This is a genomic window from Brevibacillus ginsengisoli (genome assembly GCF_050113715.1).
In the GTDB taxonomy this organism is placed as follows: Bacteria; Bacillota; Bacilli; order Brevibacillales; family Brevibacillaceae; genus Brevibacillus_H; species Brevibacillus_H ginsengisoli.
Genome location: NZ_JBNJQR010000003.1, coordinates 159,555 through 177,045, shown reverse-complemented (window position 1 = coordinate 177,045; position 17,491 = coordinate 159,555). Strand labels below are relative to the sequence as shown.

The following is a 17,491-nucleotide window of genomic DNA, read 5'->3' as shown; positions in this document are numbered from 1 at the left end:
GAGTTGAAGCAATTTTGATGCCAGTATAGTATGATGCTGATTTCCGTAGGCAATATGGCAAACTGCATCAAGCAATCATGCAAAAATGCATAACCCTTGAAATTTTGAATAATCCAAGAGGTTAACTTGGTCTTTCCTCCCTTTTTCCCGCTCCCTTCTGTTGGCATAGTCCCTGCATATACCTGTTAGAAAGGAAGTTTGGGAGGAATGAAAATGGTTGTTACATTTGAGATTACGAGCCCGTGGAAAGGAACTGTGCAAAAAGTGATTCCTCAAGCGGACCATTACATATTTGAAGGCGATGTCCTTGCTGTCATTCAAAATGGTGATGGTCAGCCGGTAGAAATCTGCTCTTCCTTTAGCGGACAACTCGTTTCCCTTGAAATTACAGAAGGATCTGTTATAGAACCGGAGACTACCCTTGCAACATTGGAGGAAAAACTTCATGAAATATGCCTTGGGAGCGATTAAAGAGGAAAGGAGGCAAATCCAATGCAATATCCACTTTCTCCAGATATCAAGCCAGAGTTTTGTTCGACGGGTTCATTTATGCGACTCCCCGCTGTTAGGGATAACGCTAAGCTTGCCATTGTTGGAATTCCATTTGATACGGCCGTTTCTTTTCGTGTAGGCGCACGGTTCGCTCCCCAAGCCATTCGGCAAGCGTCTATGACTTTATTTCCTTATCATCCGATCCATCAGGTGTACCCATTTGAAGAAACTCGCGCTATCGATATCGGAGACGTTCCCGTTATTCCCCATAATATCCACCGAAGCTATGAGACAATCGAGAAAACCATTCTTGATTTCATGCATAAAGGGATTGTTCCGATCGGATTAGGAGGTGACCACTCCATCACGCTAGCCAGTTTGCGAGCGGCCTCCAAGATTTATGGACCGGTTGCCCTGATCCAATTTGATTCCCATACCGATACCTGGGATACGTACTACGAAGAAAAGTATTGGCATGGCTCACCCTTTATTCGCGCACATGAAGAAGGGCTCTTACAGCCGAGCAAAGTTTTTCAAATCGGTATAAGAGGGACGTTAAATCATCCTGGTGATCTGGAGGCAAGCAATGAGCTAGGCTATAACGTCATCACCTCCCAAGAGCTTAGGCAACGTGGATTTGCTGACGTCATGAAACAGGTAAAGGATACCATTCGGGATACTCCCTGTTTTTTGACTTTTGATATTGATTTTGTTGATCCAGCTTTTGCCCCGGGAACTGGCACACCAGAGGTTGGCGGCTTTAGCAGCACAGACACGCTTGCACTCGTCCGTTCACTGACTGACCTTAATTACATTGGCTTTGATTTGGTAGAGGTTCTTCCATCCTATGATCCGACACAAATCACTTCCTTACTGGCTGCCACCTTAATTCATGAATTTTCCAGCCTGGTCGCATTAAATATGAAAAAACTCCTACGATGAGAAAAGACTTCGCCCCTTTTCCCCTCTCATCGGAGGACTGAAACGTCGCTCTATGGAAGTTCGCAATGATGTATAAAAGTCCGCTCTCTCAATCCGAAAGGAAGTCGCCAAACGCTTCGCGCCCTTCGGGTTGGGTGGCGCCTTTTATCCCTTTCTCCTTTCCTTCGCTGAGTTTCACTCCCAAGGAGACTGCAAGCGGTCGAAGTCTTTTCTATTGCGGGCTTACGCGAATGGAAGGAAAGTTCAATTACTTTACCGCTGTAAAGCAATTGAACTTTCCAATAATACAAGAGGCCTTCCCTGCGATACTCGCCAGGAAAGGCCTCATTTTTATAACTTCATCATAATCAGTTTCATCTCGGTCATTTCTTCTACCGCGTATTTCAATCCTTCGCGACCAATTCCACTTTCTTTCACACCGCCATACGGCATGTTATCTACACGGAATGTCGGAATATCATTGATCATCACACCGCCGACTTCCAGTTCTTCTGCCGCTTTCAGGGCTAATGAGATATCTTTGGTATAGATACCCGCTTGTAATCCGTAGCGAGAATCATTTACTTTGGCAATCGCTTCATCCAATGCAGAGAATGGAGCAAGGATGGCCACTGGTCCGAACACTTCTTGACAAGATACCTTGGAATCTTCCTTCACATTCTCCAACACTGTAGGCAGATACAGACTACCTTCTAACTTCTTCCCGCCTGTCAGAAGGGTTGCTCCTTCCGCGATTGCATGCTCTACCCAAGAAGAGATCCGGTCTGCCTCTTTGGTAGAGATCACTGAAGACACATCCGTTGACTCCTCAAGAGGGTCTCCTATGATCAATTCTGTTGCCGCACGCGTAAACTTCTCACGGAATTCTTCATAGGAGCTCTCGTGGACGTAGACACGCTGAATGGAAATACAGACTTGACCGCTAAAAGAAAATGCGCCGGTGATGCATCTATCAATAAGCGCCTTAGTGATTTCCACACCTTTATCAATAATAACGGCTGCATTAGATCCCAGCTCAAGGGTAACACGCTTCAAACCCGCCTTGTTCTTCATCGCGATGCCCACTTCCGGACTTCCGGTAAAGGTAATGGCCGCAATCCGCTTATCCGTCACCAACTTCTCTCCTACAACGGCTCCCTTGCCTGGGATGACATTCAGCGCTCCGGCGGGAAGACCTGCTTCGTGCATGATCTCCGCTAAGGCCAAGGAAGAGAGCGGCGTCTGACTGGCTGGTTTTAAGACAACGGAGTTCCCTGCGGCAATCGCGGGACCGACTTTATGCGCGACCAGGTTGGACGGGAAGTTAAACGGTGTAATTGCACCGATCACACCGATAGGCTTACGCAAAATAAAGGCGAGTCGTCCTTCCCCGCCAGGAGCAGCATCCATTGGAACCGTTTCTCCGTGAATCCGTTTCGCTTCCTCGGCGGCAAATTTGTAGGTCTGGATCGTCCGATTGATTTCAACTCGAGCTGTTTTCACGGGTTTCGCCGCTTCCAAAGCCAAGATTCGGGTAAGTTCTTCTTTTCTTTGTTCCATAATCGATGCGGCTTTCTCTAGAATGCTGGCCCGCTCATGCGCTGGCATCTTCGCCATGATTTTGCTAGCTTGAACCGCTGCTTGAATGGCGTCTTCGGTCTCTTGCTCTTCCGCCTGAGCAACCAGTGCGATTGCCTCGTGTGAATAAGGAGAAGTTAGTTCCATATAGGAGTTAGTCTTCACCCATTGTCCATTGATAAAGATCTGTTTTTGTTCCATCGTTATACCCCCGCTCCCACTTCTTCTTTTCCTACTTTACGCAAAACTTCGGCAATGATGTCCAGGCCCTCTTGCAGCTGTTCGTCGGTAACCACCAACGGAACAAGGAAACGGACTACATTGCTGTGTACACCGGCACTCAGGAGAATCACGCCTTCCTCCAGGCATCCTTTCAGTAATTTGGCCACGAATTCCTTCATCGGTTGTTTCGTGACAGGATGCAAAAACTCGATCGCACACATAGCTCCGAGTCCTCTCACTTCGGCAACCTCTGGTACCTCTTGCTGCAAATTCACAAAATAGTTGCGAATCGTATCGCCAATTTCTTGTGAGCGTTCAGTTAGTTGTTCCTTTTCAATCTTTTCAATAACAGCTAAAGCAGCCACACACCCTAATGGGCTTCCCCCGTATGTACCTCCGATTTCGCCAGGGTTGGGAGCGTCCATGATTTCCGCGCGGCCAGTTACGGCACTAATTGGAATCCCTGCCGCAATTGATTTGGACATGGTAATGATGTCAGGCTCAATCTCAAACTGAGTAGAAGCAAACATGGTTCCTGTTCTAGCAAATCCCGTCTGGATCTCATCGGCAATAAACAGAATATTATTCTCCTTACAGATTCGATAGATTCCTTGAACAAATTCCTTCGGTGGCACAATGAAGCCGCCCTCACCTTGTACAGGCTCCATAATTACGGCCGCTACTTCCTCAGCAGAGACTTCCGTCAAAAGAAAATCCTCAAACTGTTTGATGCAATAGGAGGCATACTCTTCTTCCGTCATGCTTTCTGGGCGATGCAATGGATAAGGATACTGCGCTTTATAGATTGAGGGAGCAAATGGCCCCATTTTAAACTTGTACGGCTTCACTTTACTGGTAAGAGACATCCCCAAAAGCGTGCGCCCATGAAATCCGCGTGTAAACGAGACGATCCCAGGTTTTCCTGTATATTTGCGAGCGATCTTTACAGCATTCTCCACCGCTTCTGCTCCGCTGTTCAAGAGAATTGTTTTTTTCTCGAATGAACCAGGGGTGATCTCCGCTAACTTCTTGGCCAAAGCCACATACGGTTCATACATCGCCACATGAAAGCAAGTATGAATGTACTGTTCCGCCTGCTTTTGAATAGCTTGTACGACCTCCACCGGACAATGCCCGACGTTTAAGGTTCCGATAGCTCCCACAAAATCAAGAAACACATTCCCGTCTACATCCTCCAGAAGAGCACCGTTGGCTGACTTGACGAAAACTGGGGTATTATTCCCGACACCTTTTGGGACAAATTGCTGCCTTTGTTGAATAAGCTCCGCTGATTGAGGACCAGGTACCCCTGATTTGACCGAGACAAATCGACGTTGTTTCCCCATTTTTTAACCCTCCTAGAAAGTGCACATAATGGTACAGCTCACACATGCCTTGTTAGAGCAAGTATCATGCCAACGAATCAACAAGTCATCGCCTATTTGCTTGTAAGCAAAAACAATTATGCAAAAACGCATTCTTATTCAAAATTGCATGATCATTTTTGAAAAAAGTCCAAAAAATCACAGAAAATTAACATTTCCTTCTCTATTCGCTAATTTGGCATGAAATTTGCTAAATTCAGAAAATGGTATCAATAATGTCACTCGCAAGTAAAGGAGTTGATTATCGCAAAATCGAAGAAGTGCATGACTCATTTTTTTGGTCGAAAAGAATCTATAAAAATTCTTTTCGATCCAAGTGCAACTAAGGCTCTACCGGCGCCAGAGGCTTGGCATCGCCAAGTTTTCTTTGTTGCCAGAACACTAAACCGCTTACATTTATCTGAATTTTTTAAATTGAAAATTATTTACCGAGAAATTATCTGGTCTGATTGGAGACTGAAAGGGGCTTAGATACATGGAAATAACTACTCAAAAGATGGAACCTCCTCAATTAAGGAGAAGCTTGCGACTTCCTCATGTCATTATTTTGGGTCTGGGTTATCTTACACCGATGACAGTTTTTGATACATTTGGAATCGTAACCGATGAAACCGGCGGACATGTTCCCCTCTCCTATATCTTGGCCCTTGTGTCCATGTTATTTACTGCAGCCAGCTACGGCAAAATGGTGAAAGAATTCCCCTCCGCGGGTTCCGCATATACCTACACACGCAAAACGTTAAATCCTCATCTTGGTTTTATGGTAGGTTGGGCTTCCCTACTTGATTACTTGTTCCTCCCTATGATTAATGCCCTTCTTTGCAAAATCTATATGTCAGCTGCATTTCCCAATGTTCCCGGTTGGACTTGGATTATTGGGCTTACCTTGCTCATGACGCTTGTCAACATCCGAGGAGCCCATATTACCGCCAACTTTAATACTCTCCTCGTCATTTTCCAAGTGCTCGTAACCACTTCATTCGTCGTTCTAACCATCCAACATCTCATGCGTGGCGATAATGGAAGCCATTTATTTACGATTGCCCCATTCTTCACTTCCGATATGAACATCGGTACAATTTTTAGCGGTGCGGCTATTCTCTGTTTCTCCTTCTTAGGGTTTGATGCGGTAACGACCTATACAGAAGAAGCGATTAATCCGAAGAAAACAATTCCACGCGGTATCTTCTTAGTTGCCCTGATTGGTGGGGTCATTTTTATCACGGCTTCCTACTTTGGTCAGTCTCTGTATCCAAGCGCATCAATGTTTAAAGATCCTGAAGCAGCTTCTCCAGAAATTGCGTATTTTCTAGGAGGAACCTTATTCCAATCCATCTTCTTGGCCGGAGCTTTGACTGGTACCGTCGCCTCTGGTCTAGCCTCTCATACCAGCGCGTCTCGACTCTTGTACGCGATGGGAAGAGAAAGTGTCCTTCCGAAAAAAGTATTTGGATATGTTCATCCTAAATATCAAACTCCTGTTAGCAACATCATTATCATTGGTATTTTTTGTCTCAGCGCATTATTCCTTGACCTGGAAACGGCCGTGTCGTTTATCAACTTTGGAGCCCTTACGGCATTTACCGCAGTGAATGTGTGTGTCATTGCCCATTTTATTTTCAAAAAGAAAGAACGTGGATTTAAAGCCTTTCTCAACTATCTAGTGGCACCTCTGATTGGCGCCAGCTTCGTCGCATTCCTTTGGACAAATCTAGATTTCCATTCACTCATCCTTGGGCTCAGTTGGGCTGCTCTTGGAATCGTTTATCTCGTCTACACGACCAAGTTCTTTACCTATAAGCCGCCGACTATTGATTTTGAAGAAGCCATTCATGAGATTTAACCGATTCTCACAGAAAAAGACCCGTTTTGTTCTACGGGTCTTTTCTATTTGCCTTCTGCGTGATGGCCGCTTCCTTGATTTGGGCTAATATCGTACCACAGATTACTTGATCCCCATGCGAGACCTCAATCTGGTCTGTGAATCCTGTAATGGGTGACTGTATGTCGTACACATTGTCTTTTCCTTTGATGGTAAACAATTTATCCCCTTCTTCTACCCGCTCCCCCTGCCGGAAGAAAATTTGCTCAACCGTGCCCGCAAAAGGGGTAATGACATCAAATTTTAGCACCAGTCCGCTCACCTCTCTCCAGTTTATTTTGAATCTCTTGATATTTACGGCTGATCGTCGATTGACTTACCCCGAGCATTTTTGCGGCCAATGAAGTCGTCTTGTATTCATCCATCGCAAGCTTAATCATCTCTTCTTCCACCGCTCTTGTGGCTTCCTTCAACGACATGATTTTCGCTTTGCGGTTTCGATCAACCCGTTGCTTCCCTTTGCGCAATAATTGAGTAATTTGCTGAGAATCGATTAACTCTTCGTCAGAGGTGACAGAGACTCGTTCGATGATATTTTGCAACTCCCTCACATTGCCTGGCCACGAATAGGATTCCAGCACATCTAGCGCATCCTGGGAAAGCTGATTGTTTTTTTGGTATTTTTCATTAAACATTTGCAAGAAATGAAGGCTTAAGAGCGGTATATCTTCTGGTCTTTCCCTGAGCGGCGGGATATGAATCGGAATAACATTCAAGCGATAGAAAAGATCCTCGCGAAAAGTGCCTTGCTCCACCATTTTCTCCAAATCCTTGTTGGTCGCCGCAATGATTTGCACGTCCACTTCTACTACACTTGAACCACCGATCGGAATGATTTCTCTTTCCTGCAGCACACGCAAGAGCTTCACTTGCAGATTAAGCGGCATCTCCGCGATTTCATCGAGGAACAGAACTCCTTTGTTGGCCATCCGAAAATACCCTAGCTTCCCGTTGCTGTTGGCGCCAGTGAACGCGCCCTTTTCGTAACCAAACAGTTCGCTTTCCAACAATGTCTCAGGGATCGCTCCGCAATTCACTTTAATAAACGGTTTACTGCTTCTTGCCCCATTCTCATAAATCGTCCGGGCAAATACTTCCTTCCCCACGCCCGATTCACCCGTTAAGAGAACGGTGGACGAGACATTGGAGATCTTCTGAATATATCTCAATACCTTCTCGATTTTATCGCTGCAATAGACTACTTGTCGGTTCTTCACGAAGGGTTTTTGGTCGCGTAAGACTTCCAGTTCTTTCTTGTACTTCTCCGACATTTTTTTGACGTGAAGCAGTTCTTCTTTCAGCAAAACCGTCTCCGTAATATCACGCAAGGCAATGATGATTCTCTCCAATTTTCCGTTCTGGTTAAACACGGGATTACCGACAGCCAATACGTTTTTGCCGGAGCGGCTCTCTTGCATGACAGAAACCTTCTTCTTTTTTTCCAACACCATTTTTACGATCGCCGAGAAAAAGGTGCCTTCATGCTCAAGCTCCATCAGGTTGATCCCGATCAGCTGCTCTTTGTCGATTTCCCAGAAGTCCTTAATCAGATTGCCACTGTATCGCAAAAGAACCCCTTTGTCATCCACAACCACAATTTCATCGTAGATCGAAGAGAGAATGGCCTGTAAATCGGTGTTAAGATTTTTGACGTACTCCAATTCCATCGCCATATTCTCAATATAGGGTAGGTCCTGCAAGACCATGATGGCTCCCGTGACATTCCCATGCTTGTTGCGAATCGGACCAAAATCAGCTAGCACGCCAATTTTTTCGTTAATAATGATATGATTCAAGACGGCTTTACCGCTCTCAATTACTTTTTCAAATATCCCACGATCCAGGATTTCTCCCACATGCTGTTTGCGGATTTCTTCGGGTGTCAAGCGAATCATTCGAAGCGCTTCCGAGCTGAAGTTTTCAATCCTGCCATGAATATCAGCAATGATTATGCCCATCGGAATGGAGTTTAGGAGCGAGCGAATCCAATCGGTACCAGATGACTGATTGGTCAACAGGTAATACAGAATATCTTCTCGTTGCAGATATCCTTGATAATCCCCATCTCGGTCAAGAATGACGACTACTTCTTCACCAAATACCTTAAAAAAATCTAACATGTCCGCTTCTTGTTGAATAAACATCACGTTCGTATTGTAAGGAAGCGAACGAACCGGACGATTCATCCAATCCGGGTTGTTCAAGGAAGGAATCATATCGGTATTGCGTATAAATGCGACAATTTTGCCATCCTCTTGTTCATTACGTATAAACACATATGATTCATTGTAACGAGACATGATATTCCACACATCATTACCTGTTGAGTCAAAAGTGACCGTGAATGCTTCTCTGACGAACCATTTCGAACCCATGCTGCGGCCTCCTTGAAAAACTACTGCATTTAACGAGATTTCCTATAGTATAATGCAAAATTGAATAAAAAGTGGAAAAAGAAGGCCGATTTAGAAGAGTCAGCCTTCTTTTTTCAATGATTTTATAACTCTACCAAATCAAGCGCTTTACGGAATACTTGAATGACCTCATCAGCTAGTTCATATGTGATCGTAAGTGGTGGTTCAATGCGGATCGTCTTGGCATTGATCAACGTTCCTGCTACCAGCACGCCATTGTCAAACATTCCTTTGGACACTTCATAGCCAATCTCATCATTATGGAATTCAATACCGATCAATAGACCTTTGCCGCGAATTTCCATTACTTTATCCGGATAATCAGCCGCTACCTCACGCAGGCCTTTCATCAAATAGTCTCCCAGTTCTTCTGCTCTGGCAGGAAGGTTCTCCTCAATGAGCACATTGATCGTTGCAATAGCCGCCGCACACGCGAGTGGATTTCCGCCAAACGTGGTCGTATGCATGAATGGGTTAGGGAAAAAGCTTTTGAAAACTTCTTCTTTCGCCACAACCGCACCAGCTGGCATGATACCGCCGCCAAAGGCTTTAGCCAAGCAGATAATATCAGGCACAACGTCGTAATGCTCCGCACAGAACATTTTTCCTGTACGTCCCATACCGGTCTGCACTTCATCAAAAATGAGCAGCGCTCCAAATTCATCACAAAGCTCACGCACTTGTTTCAGGTAGTTGTCTGGCGGAACGATTACGCCACCTTCCCCTTGAATCGGTTCAACAAGCACAGCCGCTACTTCTTCGCCAACCATTGCGCAGCATTCCATCGTTTTGCGGAGCATCTCAATATCGCCAAAATGGACATGCTTGAATCCTGGAATCATCGGCAGGAATGGTTTGCGGAACACACCCTTGGCTGTACCAGAGAGCGATCCCAAGCTTTTACCATGGAAGGCGCGTGTCGTCGCAATAAAGGTCGTGCGGTCACTGTACATCTTGGCCATCTTCAGAGCCGCTTCCACTGCCTCGGTACCGCTGTTGGCAAAGAACGAATATTTCAAATCTCCCGGTGTTATGTCGGCAAGAATTTTGGCCAACATAGCGCGGAGAGGATCCAGCAGGTCTTGGCTGTGCAGGGCTTGACGGTTCAATTGATTAATAACCGCTTGAACTACCTTGGGATGGCGATGGCCTACGTTATAAATCCCAAATCCGCCTAAGCAGTCAATATACTCTTTGCCATTCACGTCCATAAAGCAGTTCGGGCCAGAATCTTTCCACTCAACCGAGGCGAATTGGCCATCCTTGGTTACCGATTTGCGATAAGCAAGAAATCCTGGATTCACATGATCACGGAAGTTATCCACGGTCTGGCGGGTTACCCATTCCGCTTCTTCTTTGGTGATATCTTCTTTTTCAATGAGGTTCAAGACTTTATTGGTGTATTCATATACACTGGCAAACTTCTCTACCAATTCATTTTGATCTTTGCGAGTAACTGTTGTCATAGTTATATCCTCCCTATTTACCTGAATGAATGATCGTGATGACTTCTAGTTTTCAAACCACCCAATTGGTTCCACTTGCAAATTAATATTGATTTGCTTCACTTCAGTGAATTCATCAAATCCAAAGGTTCCTAAATTACGGCCAATTCCGCTTTGCTTGTACCCGCCCCAAGGCGCTTCGTTGTAGGTTGGATGGTAGCTGTTGATCCATGTGATACCTGCGCGTAATTTTTTGATCACGCGAAGGGCTTTAGCCCCATCTTGGGTAAATACTCCCCCAGCGAGACCATACACCGTACCGTTCGCCAACTCGACCGCTTCCTCTTCGGTAGAGAACTTCTGAATGGCAAGTACTGGTCCAAAAACCTCTTCCTGAACAATGCGCATATCCGGTGTCGTATTCGTAAAGATGGTTGGCTCCACGAAGTATCCTTGATCTAAGCCGTTGGCCGTAATGCGATTTCCTCCGCAGGCAAGTGTCGCTCCGTCAGACTTACCTACTTCAATGTAGTGGAGAACCTTCTCCAAGTGCGCTTGGCTTACGAGTGGACCCATTTCAGTAGCTGGGTCATTGCCGAAACCTACGCGAATTTTACGAGCTCTCTCCACCAATCTCTCGATAAAGCGGTCATGAATGCTCTCTTCAAGAAGCAGGCGTGAACCAGCGGAACAAACCTGACCAGAATTGGCAAAGATCGCGAATAAGGCATAATCGACAGCGGTTTCAAAATCAGCATCGGCAAAGACGATGTTGGGGGATTTGCCACCCAGTTCCAAAGAAATTTTCTTAATGTTGCCTGCTGCCGCCCGCATAATGCTTCGGCCAGTCACTGTTCCCCCTGTAAAAGCCACCATATCCACCAGATGGCTCTCGGCGATTTCATTCCCCACTGTCGCCCCTGGACCCATCACCAGGTTGGCCACACCCTTCGGCACTCCTACTTCTTCGATGATTTCAAATAGTTTGACAGCTGTTACTGGAGTTACCTCAGACGGTTTGAAAACAATGGTATTCCCAGCAGCGAGGGCGGGTGCAATTTTCCAAACGGACATAAGCAGCGGATAATTCCATGGTGTGATCAGTCCGCAAACGCCTACCGGCTCTCTCACAACCATGGCTTGCATTGGGTCAGCCACGTGATAGGTTTGCCCATCCGGCTTGGTAGTCAATCCTGCATAATAGCGAAAACAAGCGACTGCATCACTCACATCAAACTTTGTTTCACGAAGTGGTTTGCCATTGTCCTGTGTTTCCAACTGGGCAAGCTCTTCTGCTTTTTCTTCCAACTTATTCGCTATCGCAAACAGATAAGAGGCCCGCTCTGCAGCTGGAATTCCGGACCATACTCCGCTGTCAAAAGCGACCCTTGCTGCTTGAATCGCTTTCTTCGCATCTTCCACTCCGCCTTCCGCGGCGTGTGCGATTACCTCTCCATTCGCCGGGTTGATTACGGGACGTGTTTCTTTCGACAAAGCGTTTACCCATTCACCATCTACATGCATCTTGAGTTCCATTGAATTGTCACTCCTTCGCTTAGGAATATCTCACTTTTGTTATAAGCAATCTTCATGCCAACCCAAAAATAGTTATTCGTTCGACAATCATTAGGTAAACTCTACTGTTGCCTTTGATACTTATTATTCAAATTCGAATAGATTATTCATTTTTGCATAGATCATAAACGAAACTTGGTTAAGGTGTTTTCCAACTCTTCAGCCAATTCGGCAAGGGAATGAGCAAAATCCTGGATTTCACTCATAGAGGCAAACTGTTCTTCCGTTGAAGCCGCGTTCTGCCCACTTAGCTTGGCTGCCAACTCCGCCTCTTGGGCCACTACATTGACCGCCTCTACGACCTGATACCTACTCTGTTCTAATTCTTGCAGGGTAGTAGATACTTCATGCGATTTTCCCTGAAAGATGATGACATTCTCCTGAATCTGCTGGAAAACTTGGTGAACTCGATTCGTTTTGTCCAGACCTTGTTTAACCTGTATTGCTCCTTGCTGCATAATTTCTTCCGCTTTTCTCGATTCACGTTGAATGACCTCGGTAAGCTGGGCAATTTGGCTGGCTGAAGCTGCTGCTTGTTCCGCCAATTTACGCACTTCTCCCGCTACTACCGCAAATCCGTGTCCATGTTCTCCGGCACGAGCGGATTCGATCGCGGCATTAAGAGCAAGAAGGTTGGTTTGACTGGCGATATAGGTGATAAAACCAACAATCGCTTCAATCTCCTTAGAGTGTTCATGTAAACTGGCGATTCTTTTCTCTGTCTCTTCTACTGTCTCACTGAGTTCATTCATTTGTGAAACGACATCCTCGACCGTCATCCTGCCGATTTGAGAGATTCGAACCGCGTCAGTAGCTCGTTCACTCATCACTTCACCTTTGACTCTCATCGTCTTTGCTTCAACTTTTTGTTGCTCCATCCACTTGGCTACTTGAACGACCGTCTCAAGCTGGGACTCAGCTCCCTTGGTCAATTCAACCGTCGAACTTGCAATCTCCATTGCCGCTTGTGTATGGTCACTTGCGCTTGCCGATAGTTCCACAGAGGCTTTGGCTACTTCAGAAGAGGTCATTTTCACTTGGTTAATGAGATGCTGCAAATCAGCGACCATCAGGTGAAAAGCCTGTGACAACGCCACAACTTCATCTTGAGAGGCAGGATCTGCTTCTCGTCTTACGATCATTCTCAAATCACCGGACGCTATATTTTGCGCAGACTCTTTCAGTTGGTGAAGCGGCTGAATCATTCGACGGATAAATAGAACGAGGAAGGTCAAGGCCATCGTTACAAGCACAGCCGTTATGGCGATCAATTGTGGCAGCTGTTCCATCATCACTTGTTTGCCTACGGCATAGACATGATTCGCTTCAATATCCATTCCCAGAATTCCGATGACAGAGCCGTCTTGGTTGCGGATTGGAACGAAAGCGGAGAGATAGTGTCCGTACTTCGGGTCATCAATCATCCTCGTGCTAATGGTACCTCCCTGAAGTATTGGACTTACTTCCTCCCGTGTCGGAGACGTCACTGCTTCCCCAATCGGCGAGGCTACATGAGAAGTTTTGGGTTGGCCGTCTATCAAGATTTTCAACTGATCCTGGTCAACTTGCAGTGTGTAAACATAGAGCGCTCCCAACGTCACCCTATACTCGTCGAGAGATTGGCGCAGCTTCCAGTAAAGTTCACCTTCCTGCGGATTTTCCAGAAATTGTTCGTAGTCCTTGACATTCAATTGCTTGGCTACATTTTGAGCCAGTAAGATGGCTGTTTTGCCCACACTTTGTTCTACAGTCATTTGAATTCCCTTAAAGCTAACAAAGCCATAAGCCATGGTAAACAGGAAGAGGATTATCGCTGTACAAATGATTATTTTTTTGGCGATGCCCATCGTTCTCAAAACCGTTCCCCACCCGTAAACTTAATATTGTACAAAACCTTTCTGACTGCCTGAGAGTGCTATACGAAAGAAATCTGTCACAATCTCTCTATCTTCTTCCGCAATATCCAATTGTTTCACCCAGGTTTCTCCCAAGGGAATATCATCAGAGGAGAGCATCACCATTCTCATCGTTTGCAAAGACATAACCATGCACTTTCCTTCAAAGTGCTGTGTGTACATTAGCACAAAATCATACCGTTTCTTCTTTGCCACATACGATACGAACCGGGTAAACGGTCTCTCAATCTCGTCATACAAGTAGTCAAATTCCATGTTTATTCGCCCCTTTGTCAATGTCTGTCATAAAGTGAGGAGCAATATCCATGCCAATCGATTCTCTAGGAAATTCGGGGAATCCTTAAGAGTTTCATTTTGTTGTTATGCAACAATGAATTGATTATGCAAAAAATAAACTATTGACAATTTTCAATCAACAGTTAAAAATTACTTCTAACGCAACGTTCATATCGACTGCCTATACCCGTTAGATCTTCCATGCCAGGAGACTGTTCGCGGGTTGCATGCCAGATAAGCCTCATGTTCTTTCATGTGGTTTAGCTGGCTTTTTTATTTATCGTTTCTTAAAAGTTAGGAGGGATTGTGTGGCTAAAGCATTAGAAGGGATCACCGTACTGGATCTCAGCCGAGTCTTGGCCGGGCCTTTCTGCACCATGATTCTTGGTGATCTGGGCGCAGAAGTCATCAAAGTGGAGCATCCGCTTGCTGAAGACGAGACCCGCAGCTGGGGGCCACCTTACACAGGAGGAGAGAGTGCTTATTTTCTATGCGCCAATCGGAATAAACGGGCGATCACCGTCGACTTGAAATCAAAGTCAGGTCAATCCATTATTAAAGATTTGCTTCCTGGCTCGGACGTCGTGGTGCAGAATTTTAAAGCCGGAACGTTAGACAAGATGGGGCTTGGCTACGAGGTTTTAAAATCAATAAATCCCCGGATTATTCTGGCCTCCATCAGCGGATTTGGGCAAACAGGGCCATATAGCGATCATCCCGGATACGATTTCATTATTCAGGCGATGTCAGGTCTCATGAGCATTACCGGCAGCCCATCCTCTGGCCCGCTAAAAGTAGGTGTTGCCATCGCAGATGTTCTTACTGGGCTTTATACCACCATTGGTATTCTGGCCGCCATCCAGGAGCGCAATCACTCAGGGCTTGGACAGCATGTGGATATTTCTCTATTTGATTCTCAATTGTCCGCTCTAGTGAACGTAGCCAGCAATTATTTGGTGACGGGAAAAATTCCTTCCGCTCTTGGCAATCAGCACCCCAACATCGTTCCCTATCAGGTATTTCCTACCCAAGACCAGAGTATCGTCATCGCGGTTGGCAACGACTCGCAATTCGGCAATCTGGCGCATCTGTTGGAACTGCCTCTGCTGGCTGAAGATGATCGATTTCGCACCAATCCAAAACGAGTGGAGCACCGAGAAGAACTGGTGCAGATCATCAGCAGCAGGTTACAGACCAAGCCAGCTAAAGAATGGCTACCTCTCTTGCAACAGGCGACAATACCCTGCGGGCCGATTAACAACTTGCAACAGGCTTTGACCGATCCTACGGTAACCGCTCGGGATATGCTTGTGACACTTCCACATCCGACAGCAGACACGGTCACATTGGTTGGCAGCCCGCTCAAACTATCCAGAACTCCGGTAGAAATGAAACGGCACCCTCCCTTGCATGGCGAGCATACCGAAGAAATTCTGCTTCAACTCGGCTACCGCCACCAACAAATTAAGGAATTAAAAGAAAACCAAACCATTTAGGAGGTATATTCAATGATGAATTTTGAAGAAACCCGCGAACAATCAGAAGTGAGAAAGATGGTACGCTCCTTTACAGACAAAGAAATCATCCCTTACATCGGTGAGTGGGATGCCAAAGGACATTTTGAAAAAGGAATCCTTACCTCTTTAAGCGATCTGGGCTTGATGGGTGTCTGCATTCCTGAGAAATACGGCGGTGCAGGCATGGATTACAATACGCTGGCCATTGTGTGTGATGAGTTGGAGCGTGGGGACACATCTTTCCGAACAGCCGTATCCGTTCATACGGGGCTAAACAGTATGACTCTCTTGCAATGGGGAAATGAGTTTCAAAAAGAAAAATACCTGATCCCGCAAGCCCAAGGTCATAAAATCGGCGCTTTTGGCTTAACTGAACCCAATGCTGGCTCCGATGTTGCCGCCATGCAAACAACGGCTCGCAAAGTGGGCGATGAGTATATTCTGAATGGTTCCAAGACCTGGATCTCGCTATGTGACGTCGCTGATCACTTCCTGATTTTTGCCAAGACTGACAAGGAAGCCAAGCATAAAGGGATTAGCTGCTTCATCGTCGAGCGAACCTACCCTGGCGTCAGCACCAAGGCAATCAAAGGAAAACTGGGAATCCGAGCTGGCAATACAGGCGAAGTCTTCCTCGACGAAGTTCGCGTCCCTGCCGAAAACCTTTTGGGGAAAGAAGGAGAAGGCTTTGCCATCGCTATGGCAGCCTTAGATAACGGCCGATTTACTGTAGCGGCGGGCGCTTGCGGGACAATCAACGCTTCTCTTGAGGCGAGCATTCAATACTGCCACGAACGCTATACGTTCGGCAAAGAGATCGGTAAACACCAACTGGTTCAACAGATGATCGCCAAAATGGCTGCGAATTTGGATATCTCTCGTTTACTTGTATTCCGTTCAGGCTGCTTAAAAAATGAAGGAAAACGCAATACGCGTGAAACCTCATTGGCGAAATGGTTTGCATGCGACGCGGCATTCGAGGCAGCCAATGACGCTGTCCAAATTCACGGGGCATACGGCTACTCCAGCGAATATCCTGTAGAACGTTTCCTCCGCAACGCGAAAGCACCTGTTATTTATGAAGGAACAAGAGAAATCCACACGATTATGCAAGCGGAATATGCGCTTGGATACCGTACAGATAAACCAATTTCCAACATGCTTCCTTCCTGGCCGTTCGAATAATTTGGTAAATTATTGCTCTTCCTTGTTTTCATCTCCTCCCCTTTACGGTATTGTTGGATTATACTCTTTTGCCGAAATGGGGGCTTATGCAAACATGAATACTTATTTTTTTGCCGGACATGCCAGACTCCCTCAAGGAATGGCCGCCACTAGCGTCTATGAGACATTAACGATTACTGTTGAGATTGAACCCAAATACGGTGTGATTCTCACGGCATCCTGTACGCTGGCAACTCAACAAGGGCGTGATTTTGTTGGAAATCTACTGCGTGGACACAGCCTAAAAGAGGATATGGATGAGATTATTCATGATTTGCACCAGTATTACCGAGGCAGAGCCGTCAATGCGTTAATCGCAGCGGTAAAAGATATCTATAGCCAATACGAGCAATTTACCCATCAGAATTAAGAAAAGACTTCGTCCCTTTTCCCCTCTCATCGGGGGACTGAAACGTCGCTCTGTGAAAGTTCGCAGGGAAGAAATAAAGTCCGCTCTTTCACTATGAAAGGGAGTCGCCAAACGCTTCGCGCCCCTAAAGGGGTTGGGTGACGACTCTTATCCCTTTCTCCGTTCTTTCGCTAAGTATCACTTCCAAGGAGGCTGCAAGCGGACGATGTCTTTTCTTGGTGGGCTTACGCGAAAGGATAAGTTTAATTACTTTACCACTGTAAAGCAATTAAAC

14 protein-coding genes are annotated in these 17,491 nt (G+C 46.0%); 6 read left to right on the top strand and 8 right to left on the bottom strand.

Features of this window, described 5'->3' with window-relative positions; all coding sequences use genetic code 11:
* Positions 1-213 precede the first annotated feature (213 nt).
* Together ACQCN2_RS07965 and speB are read left to right on the top strand one after the other, a co-directional pair.
* Positions 214-471 carry a biotin/lipoyl attachment domain-containing protein gene (locus tag ACQCN2_RS07965; RefSeq protein WP_426928356.1) on the top strand — a complete coding sequence of 86 codons (258 nt, stop codon included), beginning with the start codon at positions 214-216 and terminating at the stop codon, positions 469-471.
* A gap of 21 nt (positions 472-492) precedes the next feature.
* On the top strand, positions 493-1,434 hold the full coding sequence (speB, locus tag ACQCN2_RS07960; protein WP_426928355.1) for an agmatinase: 942 nt from the start codon (positions 493-495) through the stop codon (positions 1,432-1,434).
* 330 nt (positions 1,435-1,764) lie between these two features.
* Here speB and ACQCN2_RS07955 read toward each other — a convergent pair whose 3' ends face one another.
* The gene (locus ACQCN2_RS07955; protein ID WP_426928354.1) at positions 1,765-3,192 is read right to left on the bottom strand and encodes an aldehyde dehydrogenase family protein; all 1,428 of its coding nucleotides are present in this window, start codon (positions 3,190-3,192) and stop codon (positions 1,765-1,767) included.
* 2 nt (positions 3,193-3,194) lie between these two features.
* Positions 3,195-4,559, bottom strand: coding sequence for a 4-aminobutyrate--2-oxoglutarate transaminase (gene gabT, locus ACQCN2_RS07950; protein WP_426928353.1), 1,365 nt, complete (start codon positions 4,557-4,559; stop codon positions 3,195-3,197).
* Positions 4,560-5,073: 514 nt separating this feature from the next.
* Between gabT and ACQCN2_RS07945 the strand changes: the two genes are divergently transcribed.
* Positions 5,074-6,441: an APC family permease gene (locus tag ACQCN2_RS07945; protein WP_426928352.1), complete on the top strand. Its 1,368-nt coding sequence runs from the start codon at positions 5,074-5,076 to the stop codon at positions 6,439-6,441.
* A gap of 31 nt (positions 6,442-6,472) precedes the next feature.
* Here ACQCN2_RS07945 and ACQCN2_RS07940 read toward each other — a convergent pair whose 3' ends face one another.
* The 6 genes from ACQCN2_RS07940 to ACQCN2_RS07915 all read right to left on the bottom strand — a co-directional run bounded on the left by ACQCN2_RS07940 (position 6,473) and on the right by ACQCN2_RS07915 (position 14,085).
* On the bottom strand, positions 6,473-6,730 hold the full coding sequence (locus ACQCN2_RS07940) for a biotin/lipoyl-containing protein (protein ID WP_426928351.1): 258 nt from the start codon (positions 6,728-6,730) through the stop codon (positions 6,473-6,475).
* Positions 6,717-8,855, bottom strand: coding sequence for a sigma 54-interacting transcriptional regulator (locus ACQCN2_RS07935; RefSeq protein WP_426928350.1), 2,139 nt, complete (start codon positions 8,853-8,855; stop codon positions 6,717-6,719). The genes ACQCN2_RS07940 and ACQCN2_RS07935 overlap by 14 nt, the downstream gene beginning before the upstream one ends.
* A gap of 122 nt (positions 8,856-8,977) precedes the next feature.
* Entirely contained in the window at positions 8,978-10,360 is a 1,383-nt protein-coding gene (locus ACQCN2_RS07930; protein WP_426928349.1) for a putrescine aminotransferase, read from the bottom strand.
* 45 nt (positions 10,361-10,405) lie between these two features.
* Positions 10,406-11,875 (bottom strand): aldehyde dehydrogenase family protein, encoded by a 1,470-nt coding sequence (locus tag ACQCN2_RS07925; RefSeq protein WP_426928348.1) that lies wholly within the window; start codon positions 11,873-11,875, stop codon positions 10,406-10,408.
* A gap of 161 nt (positions 11,876-12,036) precedes the next feature.
* Positions 12,037-13,761: a methyl-accepting chemotaxis protein gene (locus ACQCN2_RS07920; protein WP_426928662.1), complete on the bottom strand. Its 1,725-nt coding sequence runs from the start codon at positions 13,759-13,761 to the stop codon at positions 12,037-12,039.
* Between the two features lie 30 nt (positions 13,762-13,791).
* Positions 13,792-14,085, bottom strand: a complete 294-nt coding sequence (locus ACQCN2_RS07915; RefSeq protein WP_426928347.1) for an SAV0927 family protein — start codon at positions 14,083-14,085, stop codon at positions 13,792-13,794.
* A gap of 329 nt (positions 14,086-14,414) precedes the next feature.
* On the opposite strand from ACQCN2_RS07915, the gene ACQCN2_RS07910 reads away from it, so the two are divergent.
* From ACQCN2_RS07910 to ACQCN2_RS07900, 3 genes are all read left to right on the top strand, one after another.
* A complete protein-coding gene (locus ACQCN2_RS07910; protein WP_426928346.1) occupies positions 14,415-15,602 on the top strand; it encodes a CaiB/BaiF CoA transferase family protein in 1,188 nt (395 codons plus the stop codon).
* Positions 15,603-15,617: 15 nt separating this feature from the next.
* Positions 15,618-16,808 (top strand): acyl-CoA dehydrogenase family protein, encoded by a 1,191-nt coding sequence (locus ACQCN2_RS07905; RefSeq protein ID WP_426928661.1) that lies wholly within the window; start codon positions 15,618-15,620, stop codon positions 16,806-16,808.
* A gap of 94 nt (positions 16,809-16,902) precedes the next feature.
* Positions 16,903-17,217: a DUF3870 domain-containing protein gene (locus ACQCN2_RS07900; protein ID WP_426928345.1), complete on the top strand. Its 315-nt coding sequence runs from the start codon at positions 16,903-16,905 to the stop codon at positions 17,215-17,217.
* The last annotated feature ends 274 nt before the right edge of the window (positions 17,218-17,491 follow it).